We start from the raw sequence: 15,245 nt of genomic DNA on the forward strand, positions 1-15,245 counted from the left end.
ATTATCAGCGCCAGCTCCATGTATTTCAACGCTATTCCTATCGTGCTTGGTTACATTACGTTAAGAGTGGTGCGGCGTTGTGATTTCAGGCACAAAAAAGCCCCGCGCGGGGCGGGGCTCTTGTGACTGCCGGCACCCTGGAGTGCCTTGGCAGGACGTCTTAGCAGGAATAGTAAAGCTCGAACTCGACCGGGTGAGTGGTCATGTTGAGTCGCTCAACTTCGCCACGCTTAAGGTCGATGTAACCACCGATCATGTCTTCGGTGAATACGCCGCCCCGGGTCAGGAACTCGTGATCCGCTTCGAGGGAGTCCAGAGCTTCCTGGAAAGTCTCGGCAACGGTCGGAATGTTCAGGGCTTCTTCCTTCGGCAGATCGTACAGGTCCTTGTCCATGGCATCGCCCGGGTGGATCTTGTTCTGGATGCCGTCGAGGCCTGCCATCATCAGCGCTGCGAACGCCAGGTACGGGTTGGCGGAAGCGTCGGGGAAGCGAACTTCGATACGACGGCCTTTCGGGCTGTTCACGTACGGGATCCGGATAGAAGCGGAACGGTTACGGGCAGAGTAGGCCAGCATAACCGGTGCTTCAAAGCCCGGAACCAGGCGCTTGTAGCTGTTGGTAGAGGCGTTTGTGAAGGCGTTGATGGCCTTGGCATGCTTGATAACACCGCCAATGTAATAGATGGCCATTTCGCTCAGGCCAGCATAGCCGTCGCCAGCAAACAGGTTCTTGCCGTCTTTGTTCAGGGACATGTGTACGTGCATACCGGAACCGTTGTCACCAACGACCGGCTTGGGCATGAACGTGGCTGTCTTGCCGTAGGCGTGTGCCACGTTGTGGACGCAGTACTTCAGGATCTGAACTTCATCAGCCTTGCGGGTCAGGGTGTTGGCGCCAACGCCGATTTCACACTGGCCAGCGGTGCCCACTTCGTGGTGGTGTACTTCAATTTCCAGGCCCATGGACTCCATGGCAGCACACATGGCGCCACGCAGGTCGTGCAGGCTGTCTACCGGCGGTACCGGGAAGTAGCCGCCCTTCACGCCCGGACGGTGGCCGATGTTGTTACGATCAAAGTCTTCACCGGATACCCAGGCCGCTTCTTCGGAATACAGCTCGTACATCGCGCCCTGCATGTCGATTTTCCACTTGGCAGAGTCGAATACAAAGAATTCCGGCTCAGGGCCAAACAGCGCACCATCCGCAATGCCGGTAGACTTCAGGTATTCTTCCGCACGCTTGGCGACCGAGCGCGGATCCCGCTCGTAACCCTGCATGGTGGAGGGCTCCACGATGTCACAAGTAATGTTGACGGTGGTCTCTTCCGTGAACGGATCCAGAACAGAGGTTTCGTCGACAGGCATCAGGATCATGTCGGATTCGTTGATGCCCTTCCAGCCGGAGATAGAGGAGCCGTCAAACATTTTGCCGTCGGCAAAGAAATCCTCGTCGACCTCGGTTGCGGGCAGCGTTACGTGCTGCTCTTTACCGCGGCTGTCAGTGAATCGCATGTCGACCCATTTGACTTCGTGTTCTTTGATCAGATCAATCGTCTTGGACATTGTGCAAGCTCCGTCAGTTATCCCGCAGGGCGGGCGATTTCTGTGTACGTTGTTGCCGGATCGTTCAGCGGTGCTGACTCCCGATCTTTCTTTCAGGTTGGGCAGCTTATCAAAAGCTGTTCCGACTTACCTGCAAATTCGGCTGACAAGACTGAAGCAATAGCCTTGCCAGTTTTATATGCATGCTCCACAACTGCGCAATCGCACGGTTTCCGGACTGTTTTGGAGCGAGTCATGATGAGAGGCGGCCGTTACCGCCCTGTGTTGGTGCATTAAATTGGTGCGAGACCCTGAAAGCTGCATCAAATTGGTGCGTTGAGACGAGGGCCGCAGTAGGCGTTTTTCTTCATATAAACGGCGAAGACTTTACTATATACTGCGCGCCACTTCATTTTCGTCCCGCTGAACACCTCTCAGGTCATTTCAGTGCATGCTGCAGGATTATAGTTGTGATTGATAAACTCCGTAATATCGCCATTATCGCCCACGTTGATAATTGCCTCTGAGACACCCCAAGACAACCTAAGTCATAAATTACAATAAAAGCTATATAAATCAAGTAATTATAAAAACCACCCAAGACAACCTTGTACTACCTCAGACGATCCAAGATAATAATATTGTGTACATAAGTGTGCACAAAACTTCGTTCCCTCCATATTGAACGAATTTTCTTGTACACATTGCAATGATTGAGGATAGCGGGTGGCACTAACAGACACGTGGTTACGGTCGAACCACAAAAAGACTAGAGAAAAGCCAGAGGAAAGGGCCGACAGAGATGGGCTCTCCGTGAGGGTAAGTCCAAAGGGAAAAATTGTCTTCCAGGTACGATTTCGGTTTCGCGGTAAGGCAGCCAGAATCGACTTGGGCGCGTATCCTGGGATGTCCTTAAAACAGGCGAGGGAAGAACTACACGACGTAAAAAGGCAGCTGGAGCAGGGAATAGACCCGCGCATCGCGAAGAAAGAAGAAAAGCTCCGGAATCAAGACCGCCAATCGCTGAGCGAGATATTCGAAGAATGGTTCGCACGGGAACGTGCGGGTAAGGTGACATCCGCAGAGCAAATTCGTCGCTCCTTTGAGATTCATGTCCTGCCTACTTTCGGCAGCTACCCTCCAGAAACTATCACCCTTTCTGCCTGGATGGAGCTCCTAGAGGACCTGTCAGATGCTAGGCCAGCTATTACCAAAAGGCTGCTAGGAAACCTGAAGCGAATGCTCAAGTGGGCGGTCAAACGGGAGAAAATTGACCGCAATGTATTGGCAGACATTACGGCGTATGAAGATCTTGGCATTGAGTCGGGGACTCGCGGGAGAGCTTTGTCAGACGAGGACCTTCTGTACTTTTTTGACGCGATTCGAGGGAGCCGGATTGAGCGAAAGAACAAGTTATTTATGGTTCTTTGCCTTTTCTACGGCTGTAGGAACGGTGAGCTTAGGAAAGCAGAGAAATCAGAATTTAACTTTGAAGAAGGGTACTGGGCAACGACAAATCACAAGAGGTACAAATATACCAAGCAACCGCTGTATCGCCCGATAACTGCGGGTATTGAGCCCTACATTAAAGAGCTAATGCTTTTAAGCAAGTCGAAGTACCTGTTGGTCAATCGCGGTGAAGATACGCCAATGTCTGACAGTGCACAAATTTCCATTCCATATAACATTCGACAGTGGGTAAGAAAGAATACGGGGTATGAAATGGAGCACTGGTCAACTCACGACTTGAGGAAAACAGCCAGGACGTACTTTTCAGCGGCGGCGACCGACACACTTGCTGATAAGATGATAGGTCATGCGGCCCCTGGTGAACGTGAGAAATACGACTTCCATCGGTATTTGGAAGAATCCAGCGCAGTGTACGATAAATGGTGGGAAAAGCTCTATAAAATAATGGGCAAGAAGCCTTTGTAATGGGTCAGGCAGCGTCTGCCTGACCGGCTACTTTTTCTTCCCAAGCGATAACATCATCGACAGCCCATAGGTTGCTAGAACCACAGTGCGCGAAACGAGGGCGTGGAAAAGGGTTGATGTCGCGCTTTTGCCAGCGGTGTAACGTTCGAGAGCAACAGCGAAATCGCTCGCAGAGATCTTTTGTTGACCAATAACCTTGAACCATAACTTTCTTCCCAAGAGGTGCGTTAAATCAGGTATGTGTCTATGATGCCGCATTCCTCTTTTTGGGCACGACTCCCTATTTGCCCATTTGGGGTGCAAAGAGCCAGATGCTAAAATAATTTTGTGTAGCATTGGCAGATATATTGGGGGTAATGAAATGGCGAGGACATTAGAAGAAATTCTGGAAACTGAAAAGCCCGAAATCGCTGAGGCTGCGAAGGTCAAAGCTGAAAGGATTCTCAAAGAGATAGAGTGCGCCGACAAACATGATGAGGATCAGGAAGATGCCTGAAGCCACCCCCTCATCTGCTCAATACTTGCGGATTTGTAGGCGGGAAGCAGTAGTCCCCTCACGATAGTCCAAGCAGTAAGCTCAACTTGGAATGACGGAACTTTCATCTCTGGAGCAGCTCGCGGATCATAGTTGGCACGGAGATAGTCGAGTCCAACAATGATTCCGTTAGCGGGAAGTTCAACCTTAGCACCAGGCTTGACCATGGGGCCTTGAACCGACCGAAAGCCCACCTCCTCTGGCCTGAGTCCTTTGAAGATCTTACGTATCGCCAGCCTTCGGAGGTGCGGCACAGCCTTTTTGCCGTGCTCCGCACGGAGACTTTCCAGAGAAAAGAGCTGTAGATCGAGCAAGTCGTCGGGATTGGGCACTGTAACCAACATATTCATACTCCTGTAGAAATCTGATCAACAGCGTTCCAGAATGCTTGGCAATCCTGGTACTCATTTTTCACTCGGGCTGCTTCATCGGCATCCAGCACTACGTTTCCGCAGAGGCAGTGCCACCCTTTCACGCAATGAATTTCTATCCCCTTGTATTGGACATGCTTCGTTTCGAATGAAAGGTTTTCAGACTTGCAGTTAGGGCATACTGGCGATTTTTCTTCGTTCATAATTCATCTCAACTACTTAAACGTTTTGCGGAACCACTTCTCAAGAGGCTCTGACCAAAAATACGCGGCACCACAAATTGCCAGCACACATATAATGAACAGGCTGTATCCAGTAAGTGCAGCTATCATGACTTTTCTCCAGATTCATTTTCTTTCACATGTGAAAGATTTATATCATCAGCCCGCACAACCTCAACCTCATTGTGTGCAGGCGCGTAAAACAGATACCAGCCACCAAAGTTGGTAGTTTGTTCGCTCAGAACATTTCCTGTCGCCTTATCGACCAAGGCGACTCGGATGCCATCCTGCTCCAACTGACCTTCGACTTCCTGGATTTCGGACAGGGGCAGCCGTAGTCGATTGACCCCACCCCGAACCAAACGGCTAGACTCAACAGCCCTATACCGAGGAGACAACCCAAAATCGCCGGCAACCTCAACATTGTATCGACGGTAGGGTGTTAGTGAATCCACAATTGCCGGTGTTATTACTCTACGCTCGCCTACCCGAGCGGCGATACCGGTAACCTCTGGTTCATCGGCTTGGCAAATGCCATCAGCGTTCTCATCACGGCACGTAGTCAGCTCTAGTGTGGCCTGATTCCGCTGGGGAATCCGAGTAAATCCAGAGCGTCCAAAAGAGCCACTGATCGACAACGAAAAACTCTTCTCACCAGTGGACGAACGATTTACAGCAGCAGATAACGTGGCGAACTCCCAGTTCCATAGATCCGCTCGGACACTCTGTTGTTGCGTGGCCCAGCCTCGTCCATGGTCCATGGCGGTGTGACGGTAGGTTAACCTCCCCAGACGGAACCGCTTGGAAATTTCCCCTCGGAACCGCTGCATATTATCCAGCGTGGAATCGTAGCTCTCTCGCTCATAGGACGCCACGGCCTGCCATCCATGCGGCAGGTTTGCTAGTAACCTGCCCCCGATAACCTTGGTATCGAGGCCATTGCGCTCGCGCATCGAGAGATAGGGCGAGACCGACACCGATGAACGAAGCGGTCGTATGTAGGCACTGTGGTAGGTGCGCAGCGTTGTCTCCTGTACCTCATAACCATAGCGCGAGCGAGAGGAATACTGAAGTGAGGGTCGGAACAGAGCACGGTATGACAGACTCACAGATTGTTGGTTGTAGTCATCCAGGTCACTAACTCGACCAAACACAGAAAAATCATCGTTCTGCCACGACCCGTTAACGGCGTAGCCCCTGTTTCCATACCAGCTCGGTTCAACTGAAAAACTGTCCCGAGCAAACAAAGCTGAGACGTAGCCGCGCTCTTGATGATCCCGACCAGCGAATAGCGATAGTTCGCTTGTTAGACCATATGACAAATAGCCTGTAGCCAGAGATTGCCCGGACTCCGGCGACTGACCAGCAGCTAACCGATAGTTGAACTGCCCCACGGGAGCCAGACGGCCGGAAATAGCTCTCTCTACCGTTCGGGTATCGGTACGACCATCAGGCAACACAGCTTGGAACTCGTACCTATTATTGGCATAGTCCAGTTCGATTTCGTAGGAATAGGGATCACTCTCCAGAACCAACGACTCGATATACGCCCCATCACGGTATACATCGACGCGAGTTCCCACAGGCCAGTAAAGTTCGATCTGGTCAGTGGAAAACCGGCCCGTGGCGAGATAGCTTTCGTTCGTTAGGCTGATACCGTCCAGCCCGTAACGTTGAACGCGACCCAGCTCCAGGTCTTTCACGTATTTGTTGTCTTCATCGTGCCACTGGCCTGAAAAATAGTTTTCGTGGTTGCCGATTCCTGCTCGCACATCGAGATCGAAACTAGCCATGCGCCCCGTAGCAGTGATACTACCCACGACCGATTCATCAGATTCGCTGTGGTGAGTCAGATAATAATCGGCAGACTTGAGATCGTAACGGGCAACGGTTGGCTCAATTCGGGCTTCAGGTTTGAGGTTTTTCCGGCTAGTTTCCGCCTGCCGTGGATAGAAATAGATAGTTTGTTCCGACCAAACAATTTTGGCTGTACCAAGCCCATGAAGCCTTTCCAGCGGGAGCGGCTTGGCGGCATTCACTCCGGCTGCTCTCCAGAGCCCAGCTTCAGCCGTAGCTTCTGACTTACCACGTGAAACTAGGAACTCGCCCTTGCTTTGTCCGTTTACGACAAAATCCATCAGGTAATCTTCCGCTTGTACTGGCGTTGCGGTGAATGAAACTGCCCCTACCAGGGCTAAAACTTTCACATGTGAAAGTCGTCGGAGGTGAATCACTATCGCACCTCCCTAATCGGAATCCTCAGCGTAATCCGAGCATGAGCCCCCAGCTCTTCAGGTCGCTCGACGGCGTAACTGAACGCCATCCTACTTCCCTCAATCAACTCTCCCACAAGGCGAGCTTTGATAATCTGGCGTTGACCAGGAAGTAGCCGGACACGCCGAGGGAAAGCCTGCACCCCCTCCGGCGGTGTGACACGGACCAGCATTGGATTTTCATGGTTGTTGGTAACCGGAATCTCGACCGCAGAAGCGGACGAAATCACAATCTCGTGCTGCCGCAGCTGAACGGCGTGGGCGGAAGCTGCCAGCGTCAGGGCAACAAAAAATGATATGAAAATTTTCATAAGGAACCTCCAAACAACAAATAGAGCTGGCCGAAGCCAGCCCTTATTTGCCGGAATCACTGATAATCGACAGTGATATCGACGGTTCCAGTGAATGCGCCTTCCTCCCACGCGCTCATGCTCATATAGCCAGCTGTAGCATTCGTCGGTTCCTGATAGCGCCACGCTAAATACAATTCACCAGTTGCACTCGTTGAACTAGCGATAGGCGTTCCAGCGAGAGTTGTCGGAGTAAACGAACCCGCCACAGCATCAGAGCAGTCAACTGTCGATGTTGCGACCTCAAATTTCGGCTCGCCTGCACCTCCCATGAAGGTAATTTCCGCCCCGCCTGGTGCAACCAATGTGCTGAAACCAGTCATTGTGATTGAGACTGCCTTGTCAACATCACCAGCAACTTTCAGACAGCCAGGGACGACGCTCTCTGCCGGATCTTTAAGAATGCCATTCGATGCCCATTGTTTGAGGTTGATAGAGCCGGTTGGCATGGTCGCACCTGGGGCGCGCTCAATTTGCATTTGATAAGCCTGAATTTCTTGCACACTCAAAGCTGGAGGCATTGCCGTCACCTCCGCAGTGGCAGTACCAGTTCCGGCCATAGCTGCACCCGAGAGGCTCGTCAAAGCGATGGCAGATGCAACAGCGAAAGGGATAGTTTTGATCTTCATATTATTTCTCCTGTTAATTAAATTGCTGAACGCAGGAGAAATTATTACTGAGATTACATCAGGGGCACCCATGCGTTTCTGCCCATTTGGGGCGCGTAGGGGAATTGACTGTGAAAACTTTCACATGTGAAAGACGGATGGAGAGTAAAACCTATTATTACGATAATTATCGTAATTACAGTAATGTAGGTTCCAGCTCTAAATTCAAAGCAATAAAAAAGGGGGCGATGCCCCCTGTATAGCTGAAACTTTATAATTGACGATTAGTTAATCATCCTCAATAACAGGTGACTCCATTTCCCAGAATCGCTGGAATACATCATCACCGTCTTTGATATATGTATGAACTTCCCTCCCGCACCAGTCAAGCTCAATGACCGCAAGAACGGCTTGTTGTAAATCCGTGTCGAGACACCGCAGGCGACGCATGTCCATAGGCCACTCAAATCCATTGTAGAGTGATAAAAGAAACCGCCGAATGTGCTGAGCTTGCCCGTGGTGGCCTGGTGCGACTTCAAGCAATCGCTGGAGAGCAGGGACCCCGGCCTTCACACGCTGCTTTTTTACTATGTCCTGCCGGAACATTTCTTCCATGAACCGCTCTGTTGCTTCACGGTTCGCTTCTTCCATTTCGCGGCGAGAATCGTAGCCGTTAAAAAATCCTGGGATTTTTTGGTCCAAGGGATATGAATCATAAATTGATGCCATGATAATCTCCTGTTATTACATGTTAAGTAGGAGAAATTATCGGTCAGGCTGTAGTTAGGGCACGCATCTGTTCCTGTCCGTTTTGGGCGCAAGCCAAAAAACTTTCACATGTGAAAGAAAATAAAAAGGTTTCGTAATGGCCGGAAAACTTCCTTTTTGTGAATTTACTGTACACAATGACAACGGAAGCGATGAAGTTGTCACGTCGCAACAACTTGAGCTGTATGCTGAACTATATGGCATACCTCAGCTAATACCTGGGCGATACAGCGACCTCTTGCTTCTTGACCTATATCTATCAGAGAAAAATATAGGTTTATCTCCAGAGCAGGTTGTTCAAGAGATTAAATCGCTGGAGACAGGCAGCCAGAGTTATATGAAACCTCCCACGCAGTTTACGCGAAAACCGCTCAAAGGGCTGTGGCATAAGCATTTCCTGATGGTTACACCATCAAGCATGGCTCACAACATCCTGAACGAGTTAGGAAAACATGGCACTAAACGCGCTGCGGAAGCTGCAGTTCATCCCAGCAAGGGTGAGAAGGTAACACCAGAAATGCTCAACGACTTCGTTAATCAAGTTGTAGAAGCGCCGATCCAAAGCAGAAGTGAACGAGCAAGTCTCACAGGTGAATGGTTAATTTACGCAGAGCACAACGGGGAAAACTACTACCTCTGCATTGCCAACCATAAGCGGGGAGAACGCAACAGCGACGAATACGTAGCTAAGCAGCTCGAAACTGTATGCTGTCGTGAGTTTGACTGGTTGAGAGTTATTCTCAATAACTAGAAGATTGAAATCAGATCCGGGGCAAGTCGCCCCATATTCGTCCCTAAAACACTGAAACCGCAGGCGCTGCCTTTAGTTAGCGCGGGGCTGTAGATTGCGTCTAGTCATAATGTATGTTTATTATAGGCTCATTTTTTGATGCTGAGGATTGGGCGTGGAAAAAGAGCTAGAAGTCTATATCAAAGACGTACTGGAAGTCTGTAGTTCACGGGCGGCGTTCGTTATCCATCATATAATTGAGCACGGCTCAATCAACTCCGAGCAGATCCGGAATGCTGGTTTCGTACACGGCGCCCGAGCGGTCGGAGATGTGAGGGACAACGGTATTCCTTTGGTCACAAACAACATTAAAAGTTCTGACAATAGGACGATTGCTGAGTATACATTTGGCCCTGCGTCTGAAATACGTAAGCATAAATTTGGCGGACGTATTAATTTTCCCGCTTCGTTGAAAGGAAAATTAATAGAGCGTGATGGACTATACTGCGCAATTTCAAAACAACAGCTTCCAGAAAAAGAGCTCCAAATAGATCATAGGGTTCCTTATTACATTTCTGGAGACATCGCTGGAGATCGAGATCCCTCCGATTTCATGCTTTTATCTAAATCGCTACAAAGGTCTAAATCTTGGGATTGCGAACACTGTGAAAATTTAAAGCTTCATTTTGATTTGAACATATGTCGGACCTGCTACTGGGCGTATCCCGAAAATTATACTCATGTTGCAATGCGCACTCAGAGAAGCTTGAATGTAACCTGGGAAGGTAGTGAAGTGAAAAACTTCGATATGTTGACTGAAGAGAGCGATCAAACAGGCCGCTCTCCTCAAGAGCTGATAAAGATAATAGTTAATGATCGATATAAAGGAAATCAGAAGAACTGAAGCTGAAGCTCACTCGAAATAAGAGGTTTATCACTGTTACAGCGTTCGACTAATGACGGAGATAAATAGAGAGATTCAATGGTAATGTCTTCTCGACCCAGCAGAGTTGCTTGACTTGAGCGGCCCGCGTGAACTCCGATTTTAGTCAGGCCTAATTCAGTCGGGAGCTCATTACCGTATGTTCTATCCCCACATGTACCATCAAACGATAGCATAAACGGCACATTTCTTTTATTTAACTGTTCCAAGCCGTATATTAACCTATCAAGTTCTAGGAGATAAGCATATCTTGGGTCTTTCTTGTTGCTTGTGCCTTGCCATGGCGGATCCATATAAACGATGTCATCAGAAGTCGCGCACTCCAGGATATCTAAAAAATCCCCAGATCTAAGTTCTACACGGCCTTTGAGGAGTTGCGAAGCTCTCTTTGCTTCTCGACGGACTCTTTCTGGCTTTGTCCCTAGACGGCGGTTATCAGGAGATTGGTTAAATTCACCCTTTGAATTGAATCTGATTGCATTTTTCACGCACCTGGCAACCAAATAAAGAAACTTTACCGGATCTGAGTCAGCGTTATATTGGTCACGTATTTGGGTGAAGAATTCTCTTGGATTAGACAGTTGAGACATCCAAAGGTGTTCATATCGGTTAGCCACATCTTCTGGGGATTCGATTATTATTTTCCATAGCTCAACCAATGGCTCATACTTATCTCCAATAACATACCCGTTAGCTTTGCCTTTAGCCGCTGCTGATAATGTGATAGCCGCAGAACCTGCAAATGGTTCATACAGCTTGCCGGGGACATCGAAGTCGATATACTTCAGAATATCATCTGCGATTTTTCGTTTGCTCCCCTGATATGGAATTACATGTGGCGCTCCCATCTATTTAGCCTCTTTGTTCAATTGATAATATTGTGTTCCACCGCGCTTTATTACCAAAAATAGAGGGGGCTGCCCCTGTTCCTTTCTTCGTTTCTCTCTTCGATAAATAATAGAATAGAGAGATTTCTCCGGCGTCTTGCCAGATAAAGCCGATTTATCTTTTTTAGCTATAGCTTTTACTATTTCTGACATGTTTAATGACTGACCAGCAGTCTCTAAGACCGAGATCATAAGCTGCTCATTCTTGCTAATACTTCGATTCCACGCCATTGCTAGAAGCTCTTTTGTGATTTTTCAAGCATAATAGCATGCAATTGCATGCTAAATAAAGCCGGAGCTGAAATCTTTCACATGTGAAAGTTTTATATCCTTTCGAAGGAATTCCGCTACGCGGAAGAAGTCGGCCTAGCGGCCTCCTTTCACTGGCCAGTATGGTAAGGGCGAAGCCCGCGCAGGCCCGAAGGGCCGGAGAATTTGGCGGTTAGCCGCACGCTCTAAAGGCGGGCGGCTGTGCCGCCCTGAACATCCTGAATATACTGAATAACTTGCTAAATCCGAGCCGCTGTGGCACACATCCGGGCCGCTGTGGCACACCGTCGGGCCGTTGTGGCACGTTTTTCCCGGCACTACAAATCCAATCAGGCCGCTGTGGCACGTATTACTCGCTTTGCCGTTTCGCATAGCTCAATTCCTACCTTCATTAGACCTTCGGCATCCTCCTTCAGTCTCCGTCGCCCATTGCGAAGCGCCATGCTGGTAATGTCCTGACCATACACGGCACGAAGCAGGGTGTCGGTATGCCAACCACCACTAGGATCGTGCTGATGGGTAAGTACATGCCGGGCCACTGCCTGGCTCACGCCATGCTGAAGCCGGGCAATCGGTTCTGGTGAGTAGTAAAGGTTGAGATCGCGTTCCAGCAACATTACCAGAGCTATTCCTAGCCTCACCCGCCATAGGTTACGTTGGCCCCCTGTGAGCGGGTTATGCCGGGTCTTAGGAGACGGGATCACATGATCAATCAACCCTCCAATAATCCGGTCGCCAGAACCCTCCAGCTCCGGCGTAATTATTTCAACGGTTGCGCTTCTCAGATCCCGAAGTAGGGCCTGAATGCGGCTCAGGCTGTAATTGTGATCAGATAGTGTCCGCCGCACCTTAGCGGGATCAACCAACAGCTCAATACCTCCATCCGATACTTCGCGCTTGCGTTCGGAAACATACATGAGAGCCTCAACAACGTCTGCGTGTCGCTGCCCTAGCCTGCCTGCTACACGGCAACGACCGAATTTGGTTTCCACCCAGTCGCCTTGTCTCTCGCGGGGCCGCTGAGTCGGCTGATACAATACAACTCTAGCTTGTAAAGCTGTGCTGGTAGGAGTGACTTTATTACCAGTTTTCATCGTCACCCCCTATTGCTGCTTCCGCTTTAGTTGCTTGCTTTACATACTGTTTGCGCTTTGGTTCCTGTTTTTCTAAGACTGCGGGACTGAGAACTCCTCCTTCATGGCGTCGTAGCCATCTTTCAGGGAGAGGAGGTCCATAATTGACCTTTGATACACCCAGTCGCACAAAATGGCTCCGCATTGCCTCATCTACGCCCCATTTTTCAGCCTCGTTGGGAGTCATAGATGATAGGTATGCCTGCCACCGGATGTTATCTGTCAGAACTGAGGATCCGCGACTAGCCTGTTGCATGTCGCCAGCCCCAAGAAATGCAGCTGATTTGTTGGTGTGGTGAAGAAACAGGATGCTGCATCCGGTCGCTTGGGCAATACTTTCTAAACGACCGACCACTGCCGCCATTGCGCCAGAATCATTTTCGTCGTATGAGTGAAATCGGCGAAGTGTATCCAGGATTAACAGTCTCGTGCCGTCAGCAGCTCGGACCAGCGCATCTGACCAACGGCCATCCATCACATTCGGTTCGCGGCCAACAAGCGGCTCGATTAGAAGATTCTGAGCAACCAACTCCCGTTCATTGGGAGCAAGATGTTTGCCCAAGTAGTGCAGCCTGTGCTCAATAGTACAAATCGGATCTTCCGCTGGCAGGTATACCACTCGCCCCGAACGCATGTCGCTCAAGTTAAGCAAATCGGGACCACCGGCCAACGTTGCACCTATTTGTAGAGCGGCCATCGATTTTCCAGCTCCACCTGGGCTAACGATAGCTCCCACGCTTCCTGCCACCATACCAGGCAATACATAGTCGATAGGTGCAGGTTCACATTCAAAAGCTGAACGAATGTCGATCATGCCGCACCACCTACAGACGCTAAGGAAACTGTCCATGAGCGAGCAGACGCTGACTTACGGCGTTGGATTTCGCGATCTACAATGAGTAGCGCCTGACATGTGGAGAGTCGAGCATGGCGAGCTAGTACGAGGACACAGTACGACCGGTAACCTGGGCTATCGTGTGCCGCTGTAACATCTAGCATGAGAGAGAAAAGTTCCGACGACACAAACTGCCGGACACGAAGAGAATGGGGGGTGCTTTGTATTTTCATGAAAAACCTCAACTTTTGACATTGTTGAGGCACTGCGCTCGCGGCTGGTGACAGCACTCGGCCCCGCTCGTGCCAGAAAGCGAGGGTTAATGGCGAGACGCATTAACCAGACAGGCCAGATAAAGACCCGAAAGGCCGCCTGCACTTGATGAGATGTGCAGACTCGCGGTGGACAATGCTCCGCTTTCCAAAAATTCTCCCCAAGGAGATGCCCCCGGCCCAGTCACCTTGCAAGTTAGTGAACCCGAGGTTGCTTTTACTTGCTGCTTCTTTTCAGGGGCCAGCTACCCACTTATTCGTTGTGCCTGACTATGTTAGCCAGCGAAACCTGAAACAATCAGCGCACCAAGTATTTTGTGTGTAAATCCCAGCAGATCGATACCGACCGCCTCCAGAATCGCCAGTCCTGCAAATACACCGATGATCTTCATTTCAAATTGCTCGGTCATATCTAACCCTCCTGTTGCTCTTACTTTCATTATAGGCACTTAATACCTATTTATCAATATTATTGAACCCATTTTGCCGTATTTCTCTTCCTAAGCACGGGTCGCTAATTGCCCATTTTGGGTGCAGAGTAAAAATAATCGTTTCACGCCGAACAGGGCTTCTCAAAGGTCTCTTGCGAGACCCGCACCACCGAAACTTTTCTACTAAGCAGTCAGCCGTCTATTTGAAGGTCTCGCAAAGGACTTTTTCGGGACTCAAACCCACTTGGGGAGGGTCAGAGATAATAAAAATCAGAAGTCCAGGTCTTACAAAGGACCTTTATGAGACTCTATGCCTCTGGGTTGTCAGCATCAGGATCGGTCAGGGCTTTTTCGAGACCCTCTGAGCGCCAAATCAGCCCAAACCCTGCTTCGTAGCACAAAATCGACCACGCTCCATACGGAATTCTCGATTCTCCGCCGACCCACTTCCTCACTGTACGAGAGCCTTTGCCGACCCCAGCACCGGTAGATGAAGCGCCAACCAGATCCGCTACCTGTGCTCCAGTTAGTTTCTTTAAACCTCGTCGCTCACCTGCCAGGACGAAAACTTGTCGTATCTCATCTGGCGAAGGTGGCTCCCATTCAGGAAATGGACGCAGCGTCTCAGGACGTACGTTTACTTTGTCTTTTTGTGACATTTGCTCTCCTTAATTGGTGGGGACTTTTTAGAGCCCCTTTGGGGCTCCAGACTTTCCAGGTAGAGGCGGGTATTACTGCGAGGTCTCCTGAGAGTCCTTCTGGAGCAATTTCACCTCAAATGGGAAGGCTCCGGTAGGCCGGGGCGAATGAATTTGTTACGCCTGCTGGAGCCGTTCCAGTAGCGGTTCTAGTTCACTTAGCCCGAAACTATAAATCGCTCGGCGAACAGCCTCCGTGGTCACTTCAAGACCGAGTTGGTCGCCCCGTGCAATCTCCCAGTGTTGCTCCGAAGTGCGGTAAACCATGACAGGAGCAAACCCCTCGGGGGCAAGGTAGGTGTCTCCCTCTCTGGTCTGATACTCCTCCCAACTGATAGCGGTAGATAGCGGGTCAGCTACCTTCAGGTCGGCAAGAACGTCGCAGATCATCGCGAAAACAAAGTTATCAGCGTTTAGGTTAGTTGCTGTATTCATCATCAGA

General features: G+C 50.0%; 18 protein-coding genes. 4 read left to right on the plus strand and 14 right to left on the minus strand.

Annotation, left to right across the window (positions count from 1 at the left end; translation table 11 throughout):
* Positions 1–160: 160 nt before the first annotated feature.
* A complete protein-coding gene (gene glnA, locus ABJM11_RS19840; RefSeq protein ID WP_150994679.1) occupies positions 161–1,564 on the minus strand; it encodes a glutamate--ammonia ligase in 1,404 nt (467 codons plus the stop codon).
* 705 nt (positions 1,565–2,269) lie between these two features.
* Here glnA and ABJM11_RS19845 point away from each other — a divergent pair.
* Complete coding sequence (locus ABJM11_RS19845) at positions 2,270–3,478, plus strand: integrase family protein (RefSeq protein WP_348292774.1); 1,209 nt, start codon at positions 2,270–2,272, stop codon at positions 3,476–3,478.
* A 361-nt stretch (positions 3,479–3,839) separates the two neighbouring features.
* Positions 3,840–3,974, plus strand: coding sequence for a hypothetical protein (locus ABJM11_RS19850; protein ID WP_348292775.1), 135 nt, complete (start codon positions 3,840–3,842; stop codon positions 3,972–3,974).
* On the opposite strand, the gene ABJM11_RS19855 is transcribed toward ABJM11_RS19850, so the two are convergent.
* The 6 genes from ABJM11_RS19855 to ABJM11_RS19880 all read right to left on the minus strand — a co-directional run bounded on the left by ABJM11_RS19855 (position 3,959) and on the right by ABJM11_RS19880 (position 8,565).
* Positions 3,959–4,357, minus strand: a complete 399-nt coding sequence (locus tag ABJM11_RS19855) for a hypothetical protein (protein ID WP_348292776.1) — start codon at positions 4,355–4,357, stop codon at positions 3,959–3,961. The genes ABJM11_RS19850 and ABJM11_RS19855 overlap by 16 nt on opposite strands.
* Positions 4,358–4,359: 2 nt before the next feature.
* On the minus strand, positions 4,360–4,587 hold the full coding sequence (locus ABJM11_RS19860) for a YgiT-type zinc finger protein (protein WP_222562666.1): 228 nt from the start codon (positions 4,585–4,587) through the stop codon (positions 4,360–4,362).
* A 125-nt stretch (positions 4,588–4,712) separates the two neighbouring features.
* Positions 4,713–6,812: a hypothetical protein gene (locus ABJM11_RS19865; RefSeq protein WP_348292778.1), complete on the minus strand. Its 2,100-nt coding sequence runs from the start codon at positions 6,810–6,812 to the stop codon at positions 4,713–4,715.
* 26 nt (positions 6,813–6,838) lie between these two features.
* Positions 6,839–7,189, minus strand: coding sequence for a hypothetical protein (locus ABJM11_RS19870; protein WP_348292779.1), 351 nt, complete (start codon positions 7,187–7,189; stop codon positions 6,839–6,841).
* 56 nt (positions 7,190–7,245) lie between these two features.
* A complete protein-coding gene (locus ABJM11_RS19875; protein ID WP_348292781.1) occupies positions 7,246–7,857 on the minus strand; it encodes a hypothetical protein in 612 nt (203 codons plus the stop codon).
* A 267-nt stretch (positions 7,858–8,124) separates the two neighbouring features.
* Positions 8,125–8,565 (minus strand): hypothetical protein, encoded by a 441-nt coding sequence (locus ABJM11_RS19880; protein WP_348292783.1) that lies wholly within the window; start codon positions 8,563–8,565, stop codon positions 8,125–8,127.
* 136 nt (positions 8,566–8,701) lie between these two features.
* On the opposite strand from ABJM11_RS19880, the gene ABJM11_RS19885 reads away from it, so the two are divergent.
* Together ABJM11_RS19885 and ABJM11_RS19890 are read left to right on the plus strand one after the other, a co-directional pair.
* The gene (locus ABJM11_RS19885; protein WP_348292785.1) at positions 8,702–9,355 is read left to right on the plus strand and encodes a hypothetical protein; all 654 of its coding nucleotides are present in this window, start codon (positions 8,702–8,704) and stop codon (positions 9,353–9,355) included.
* A gap of 154 nt (positions 9,356–9,509) precedes the next feature.
* Positions 9,510–10,238, plus strand: coding sequence for a hypothetical protein (locus tag ABJM11_RS19890; RefSeq protein ID WP_348292787.1), 729 nt, complete (start codon positions 9,510–9,512; stop codon positions 10,236–10,238).
* Here ABJM11_RS19890 and ABJM11_RS19895 read toward each other — a convergent pair.
* The 7 genes from ABJM11_RS19895 to ABJM11_RS19925 form a co-directional block, all read right to left on the minus strand.
* Positions 10,226–11,125, minus strand: a complete 900-nt coding sequence (locus ABJM11_RS19895; protein ID WP_348292789.1) for a DNA adenine methylase — start codon at positions 11,123–11,125, stop codon at positions 10,226–10,228. The two genes, ABJM11_RS19890 and ABJM11_RS19895, sit on opposite strands and share 13 nt — an antisense overlap.
* The gene (locus tag ABJM11_RS19900; protein ID WP_348292791.1) at positions 11,126–11,395 is read right to left on the minus strand and encodes an HTH domain-containing protein; all 270 of its coding nucleotides are present in this window, start codon (positions 11,393–11,395) and stop codon (positions 11,126–11,128) included.
* Between the two features lie 368 nt (positions 11,396–11,763).
* Complete coding sequence (locus ABJM11_RS19905; protein WP_348292792.1) at positions 11,764–12,351, minus strand: ABC transporter ATPase; 588 nt, start codon at positions 12,349–12,351, stop codon at positions 11,764–11,766.
* A gap of 163 nt (positions 12,352–12,514) precedes the next feature.
* Positions 12,515–13,381 carry a helicase RepA family protein gene (locus tag ABJM11_RS19910; RefSeq protein ID WP_348292793.1) on the minus strand — a complete coding sequence of 289 codons (867 nt, stop codon included), beginning with the start codon at positions 13,379–13,381 and terminating at the stop codon, positions 12,515–12,517.
* Positions 13,382–13,949: 568 nt separating this feature from the next.
* Positions 13,950–14,084, minus strand: coding sequence for a hypothetical protein (locus ABJM11_RS19915; protein WP_268890757.1), 135 nt, complete (start codon positions 14,082–14,084; stop codon positions 13,950–13,952).
* Positions 14,085–14,413: 329 nt separating this feature from the next.
* Complete coding sequence (locus ABJM11_RS19920) at positions 14,414–14,764, minus strand: hypothetical protein (RefSeq protein WP_348292795.1); 351 nt, start codon at positions 14,762–14,764, stop codon at positions 14,414–14,416.
* 156 nt (positions 14,765–14,920) lie between these two features.
* Positions 14,921–15,238: a hypothetical protein gene (locus tag ABJM11_RS19925; protein ID WP_348292797.1), complete on the minus strand. Its 318-nt coding sequence runs from the start codon at positions 15,236–15,238 to the stop codon at positions 14,921–14,923.
* Between the last annotated feature and the right edge of the window lie 7 nt (positions 15,239–15,245).

The sequence above is a fragment of the Marinobacter sp. genome, from assembly GCF_039977835.1.
Taxonomy (GTDB): Bacteria; Pseudomonadota; Gammaproteobacteria; order Pseudomonadales; family Oleiphilaceae; genus Marinobacter.